Source organism: Treponema sp. (assembly GCF_024696245.1).
Classification (GTDB): Bacteria; Spirochaetota; Spirochaetia; order Treponematales; family Treponemataceae; genus Treponema_D.
The window spans coordinates 1-6338 of record NZ_JAILGZ010000067.1 but is presented as its reverse complement, the minus strand read 5'-3'; the positions used below and the strand labels follow the sequence as shown (position 1 = coordinate 6338).

Below are 6338 nucleotides of genomic sequence, written 5' to 3'. Positions count from 1 at the left end.
GGATGAACATAATCAATGTACTCAAAAGGAGAAAAATTAAAATCCTGTGCAACAGCAAGTTGCATTGAAAAAACAATTAATAATAAAAAATACTTTTTCATATTTCTTTTCATTTTTTTCTCCATTTTATAAATTAATTTTCCCATCGTGTAATCACTGCAGTGATGCAGGTATCATCCCACTTGTTTCCTTTGTAAACTTCTTTGATTGTAAAGCGGACTTTATTTACAGCAGCAGGAAATTTTATTTCTGAAAAATGCACATAGTCTTCAAATTCATATTCAATTTCAAATGGATTATCTTTATCAAGAGAAGTAATAACCGCTTTTTTTACACGATTATTTGCTTTATAAAGATAGCGTTTTTCTAAATCAACAAAACCATTTAATACAACCAAATTATTTTTCGGCTTTGTAAATTCAATTTCAAGATACTCTCCAATTCCAGCTGAACTGTTTTCTTTTCCGGGTACCCATGGATTTCGAAGTAAAAAAGTAGAATCTTCAAAATAACTTTTTATAAAAATATTTAAAAAATCAGCTGAATATGAAACCTTTCCATTTTTTGTAGTCTCTGAATATTCTGATGAACTTAGAATATTCTCAATATTAAACTGAGGAAGTTTTATTAATTGTAAAGCAGATTCTCTTGAAGAGGTAATATCAATTTGATCATTAAATTCTTTTATACTCTTACAATAAGTCGCCATAGAAGGTATTTTTTTCGTTTTTATAGTTGTCCAGGATGAATCCCCAAAAGTAAACACAAAGTTTGAACCACATATTATTGTTTTTTTTGTACTGTCATCAATATAACAATAAGAAAACCCATCCTTATCAAAATACAAATTTTCATTCTTAATTTTTAAGCCTTTGCTGGAAGCCCAATTCCATACAATATAAACTCCATCAGAAATCCCTGTTACATAGGACAGAGTATACTCTGGAAAACGTTCCTCCATTTTTAAATCTGAAACCCGTTCTACAACTTTAATATCCTGAGTCCACAGATAAAAAGGAATGAACATAAGAAAGATTGAAACTATAAAATATTTTTTCATTAACTTGCCTTCTAAAATACTTTCAATATTACTTTAAGATAACATTTTTTTCTTTTACTGAATAGAATATTTTTTTAGGTTTTGCAAAAAGTGATTTTAAACAAAAAAACAGCCTTCCCGGTAAAAAACCAGAAAGGCTGCTGCATTAAATAGCTTTAGCTTTTATTCATTATTTAATAAGGGCATTAAGTGCCTTAACAAATGCTGACGGATCTTTTAATTCTTCACCACTAATAAGAAGGGCCTGGTCAAGAAGAACTTCACTAATCTGAGCAACAGTAGTTTCATCTGCTGACTCAAGCTTCTTTACAACTGCATGGTCAGCATTTACTTCAAGGATAGGTTTTACAAAGTCACCGTTACCCTGACCCATTGCACGCATCATGCGTTCCATCTGAAGTGAAGGATCATTTTCATCAATTACAATACAGCTTGGACTGTCAGAAAGGCGTTTACTAAGAACAACATCCTTTACACGACTTCCCAAAGCTTTCTTGATTTTTTCCTGAACAGGTTTAAATGCTTCTTCCTTCTTCTTAGCTTCTTCTTTATCTACGCCAAGTTCTTCATCACTACCTGCACGGTTTACAGACTTAAGTTCATAGTCCTTATATTTTCCATAAGCCGGAATTACAATGTCATCGATTTCGTCAGCACAGATAAGAACTTCAAATCCCTTATTCTTGTATGCTTCAAGCAATGGAGATGTACGAAGATTCTTTTCGTCACGGCCGGTAATATAATAAATAGCCTTCTGGTCTGCCTTCATACGGCCAACATATTCAGCAAAGCTTGTCCACTTGTCATCTCCTGTTCCTTCATCAGCTGTACTCTTAAAGCGAACAATTTCTGCAATTTCATCACGGTTTGTAAAGTCTGAATAAAGACCTTCCTTCATAGGGCGGTTAAACTGACTTACAAATGTATTCCATTTTTCAATCTTAGCCTTTTCTTCATCAGTTGGTTTTTCTGCCTTAGCTGCCTTTGCTGCATCCTCACCCAGCTTTTTAAATTCACCAAGAATCTTTTTTACAGACTGAGTTTTAATTGCATCAAGAATTCTATTCTGCTGAAGAATTTCACGGCTTACGTTAAGAGGCAGGTCTTCTGAATCAATAACACCCCTTACAAAGCGAAGGTATGCCGGTAAAAGTTCACGATCGTCATCAGTAATAAATACGCGCTTTACATAAAGCTTAACACCGCTCTTGTAGTCAGCCTGGTACATATCAAAAGGTGCAGACTTTGGAACATAGAACAATGTTGTGTATTCCTGAGTTCCTTCTGCATGAGTATGAATGTGAAGAAGCGGGTCTGTTCCATCATGGGCAAGTGTCTTATAGAAAGTGTTGTAATCTTCTTCTTTAAGTTCACTCTTAGATCTCTTCCACAAAGCACTTGCAGAATTTACCTGTTCAACTTTATTTTCGCTGCCTTCTGGTTTTCCGTCTTTGTCATATTTAGTCTGCTCGTAGTGAAGGAAAATAGGGAATGCAATATGGTTAGAATACTTTTTAATAAGTTCATCTATCTTCCATTTAGATGCATAGTCTTTTGAATCATCATTAAGGTGCATTTCAATTGCAGTACCATAAGTTTCTGCCTTATCAAATGCATAAAGTTTTGCAGCTTCACTGTTTACATCAAGTTCTTCAATTTCATAAGCATTAGTTCCGTCAGAAGACCAGTGCCATGCCTTTCCGTCTCCACCAGCCTTGCGTGTGTAAACATCAATTTTGTTTGCTGCCATAAATGCTGAATAAAAACCAACACCAAACTGACCGATTAAATCTGAATTATTATTTCCGCTCTTAGAAAGCTGTTCAATAAATGCCTTTGTTCCTGAGCGGGCAATTGTTCCAAGGTTGTCCCCAAGGTCCTTTTCATCCATACCAATACCGCAATCCTGAACGGTAAGAACCTTTTTGTTTTCATCAAAAGTAATATCGATTTTTGGATCAAAATTAATAGACTTGAATTTATCATCTGAAACTGTCAGATACTTAAGTTTATCCAGGGCATCACTTGCATTAGATACGATTTCGCGCAAAAAAATGTCCTTGTTGGAATACATTGAATGAATGATTAACTTTAAAAGCTGATTTACTTCAGTCTGAAACTGATATTTTGCCATTTCTTTGAACCTCTTGTATTAAATTTAAGCCAACTAAATCATCTGCGGCCGGTTAAAGCCAGCTATCACAAATTAAATTTAATTAACTCAAGCTTTTTATAAAATATACTGATTTTTTTACCAGGGGGCAAATTTTTTTATTGATGCGACCGCTTTTTACAGCCTTACTCTATTAATAACGACCTGTTTATTGACAGATAACACATTTACATTGTATACAATTATATAGGAGGCATTATGTCTGATATTTTGAATGAACTTATTTCAAGAAGAAGCTGCCGTTCTTACAAAGACCAGCTTATAACCAAAGAAGAACTTGATAAAATCCTGACCGCAGGTAAATATGCAGCAAGCGGCAAAGGAAAACAGTCAACTATTATTATAAGCGTAACTTCAAGAGAATTACGTGACAGACTTTCAAAAATGAATGCAGCTGTTTTAGGCAATCCGGAATTTGATCCTTTCTATGGTGCTCCACAGCTCCTTATAGTTCTTGCTCAGAAAGATTTTCCAACAGCAGTCTATGACGGTTCACTTGTAATGGGAAACATGATGGCAGAAGCCTCTTCCCTGGGCATCGGCAACTGCTGGATTCACCGTGCAAAAGAAGAATTCGAATCAGACGAAGGTAAGAAAATTCTTAAAGATCTTGGAATTGAAGGTGAATGGGAAGGAATCGCCCACCTGATTTTAGGCTACCCTGCTTCCGCAGAACTCCCTAAAGCAGCCCCAAGAAAAGAGAATTTTGTATATACGGCTTAACAAAAACTATGCCACTTCCCGAGCATTCATGTTTATACTACGAACAACAGCGAAAATCCTGTTCTGAGCTTCAGTTCCAAAAACAGTAAAAAGTTTTGGACGGTCAAATGGTGCTCGGCCTTTCATTAAGGCATCCACATTAATTTCACCCTGTTCCACGATAATGTTTATAAGACGCTGAACAAACTCAATCTGCATGCTATTCATGTTTGCATCATTGATAAATTCTACAAAGTAGTCGTTGATAGAGTTCTTATCCATTTTTGTTGCCCAGCGAATGAAAACTCCTAGAGATTTTCCCTCAGAGAGCTGATCGAACATCTTTTCGTTTCCGAGTTCTTCCTTGAAGATATGGTTAAGGCTTTCAAAATCATCTTTTGTAAGAGGCTGATTTGTTCGAAGTTTATTAATCGCTTCATCCTTCATATGCTCAGATAAATAAGCATCTACCTTCTTTTTGTATTCTTCAAAGTTATCTGCAGGAGTTGGATTTGCAGTTCCGCCAGGTACATCAACAGTTTTTACTTTATCATCAAAATCTATAAAAAGAGGCTCGTGTCCATTTTCAACAGTAAATTGTGCAAGTTCTCTTATTTCCTTGCGGATTTCTTCATAATCAAGAACATTCAAACTATCGTAATATGAATTTACAGATAAGAGCTGTAATCTCGGAAGATTATCTCGAACAACTTTAATAGATGTCTTCTTTAAAAGCTTCTCAGCAACAGCCTTAATCTTTGAACGGTAAAGATCTATAGGTTGCTCTGACAACTGTAATTCCATTATTCCGTAACAGAAATTATCAAATCCTTTTGCATACTGGTCTAGTTCTCCGTTGAAAACAAGTGGAGCAATGTGCTTTGTAAGATTCATCACATCTTCATCGGTAAGACATTCAAAACTTTTTTCATTTTGGAATTTCAAAACATGTTTTAGTACAAGATGAACTGGCGTAAGCTTTGTGTTTAAAGCAGAAACTTGTGCATGAACTTCGCTTATAAGCTGGTCACGGTAATTCAGGAATTTCTGATCAGCCCATGCCGAATCCTGCAAAAGTTTTATTACAGAACACTTGTGGGCAAAAATTCTTTCGCTTAAAGATTTTCCAGAAGCACCTTCGATACCATTTTTTTCTTCGCGGAAGAATTCAAAATTGCGCAGATAGTCAAAGATATAAAAATATTTCTTACCGAGGTAAGAGCCGGTTTCATCTGTGCATACGAGATTTGGAGCAAGGCGGGTTCCACGGCCAATCATCTGCCAGAACTTAATTTTACTTCTGATTTTTTTATAGAAAACAAGATTTACAACTTCTGGAATATCAACGCCGGTATCAAGCATATCAACACTAACTGCAATCTGGAGCTGTGAATCTGATTTCTTGAATTCCTTGATTGTCGATTTTACTTTTGAATCATCGCAGACAATCCTTTGACACATCTTGCCTTTATACTGCGGCCAGAACTTATCAAAAGTATCGACAATGTGCTGGGCATGATTTTTGTTGTAAGCAAAGATGATTGTCTTTCCAAGTTTATCACCACCGCCAGTTTTAATTCCTTTTGTCATTAAGTCTTCAAGAACCTGACGGGTTGTATCTTCGTTGAATACATATTCGTTAATTGCCTTTGGAGGGATTTCTTCAAAAGGTTCTTCGCTTTCCTCTTCCTGTCGGCGAACTTTCTCTAAATCTTCTTCACTAAGATTGTCTTTGTTAATTCCTTCATCAAGGAATGTTGAAGTCTTTTCAATTGCATGATATGGAACCAGATAGTTTGCTGCAACAGCTGTTTCATATTCATAAACATCAGTTGGAACATCATCCTGGAGTTCAAAGAACTCGAATGTTGATTTATCAACATCGCGGCGAGGAGTAGCTGTAAGTCCTACAAGATATGCATCAAAGTATTCAAAGATTGCCCGGTATTTTTTAAAGATTGAGCGATGTGCTTCATCAATTATAATCAAATCAAAATGAGCCGGTGTAAATGTACGGTTACCATCTTTGTTTTTCTCAGTATCGATAGCATTCAAGATTGTTGGATAGGTACTGAATACGATTCGCGCGCCTTTGTTTTCAGTTTTGTCTTTTGGGTCAAGAAGATTACAGACAGTTACATCAGGACAATTTTCTCGGAATGCATCATAAGCCTGTTCAACTAGCTGAATACGGTCTGCAAGGAAGAGAACATTTGAAACATAATGGGCACGGCTCAAAACATCTACAATGCTAATTGCAGTTCTTGTTTTTCCAGTTCCAGTTGCCATAACAAGCAGGAACTTACGGATTTTCTTTTCTATTTCTGCACAGATGGAACGGATTGCCTTCATCTGATATGGACGGCCGGAAATTTCTGTATTGATTTTGACATGATTTAAATC

The 6338-nt window shown here is 35.8% G+C and carries 4 protein-coding genes; 1 reads left to right on the top strand and 3 read right to left on the bottom strand.

Annotation, left to right across the window (positions count from 1 at the left end; translation table 11 throughout):
• Positions 1 to 133: 133 nt before the first annotated feature.
• Together K6D58_RS04680 and htpG are read right to left on the bottom strand one after the other, a co-directional pair.
• Entirely contained in the window at positions 134 to 1060 is a 927-nt protein-coding gene (locus tag K6D58_RS04680; RefSeq protein WP_296828144.1) for an NADase-type glycan-binding domain-containing protein, read from the bottom strand.
• 169 nt (positions 1061 to 1229) lie between these two features.
• Positions 1230 to 3194, bottom strand: coding sequence for a molecular chaperone HtpG (htpG, locus tag K6D58_RS04675; RefSeq protein WP_296828142.1), 1965 nt, complete (start codon positions 3192 to 3194; stop codon positions 1230 to 1232).
• Between the two features lie 237 nt (positions 3195 to 3431).
• Between htpG and K6D58_RS04670 the strand changes: the two genes are divergently transcribed.
• Positions 3432 to 3956, top strand: coding sequence for a nitroreductase (locus K6D58_RS04670; protein WP_296828140.1), 525 nt, complete (start codon positions 3432 to 3434; stop codon positions 3954 to 3956).
• 6 nt (positions 3957 to 3962) lie between these two features.
• On the opposite strand, the gene K6D58_RS04665 is transcribed toward K6D58_RS04670, so the two are convergent.
• On the bottom strand, positions 3963 to 6338 hold a 2376-nt coding region (locus K6D58_RS04665), incomplete at its 5' end, for a DEAD/DEAH box helicase family protein (RefSeq protein ID WP_296828138.1).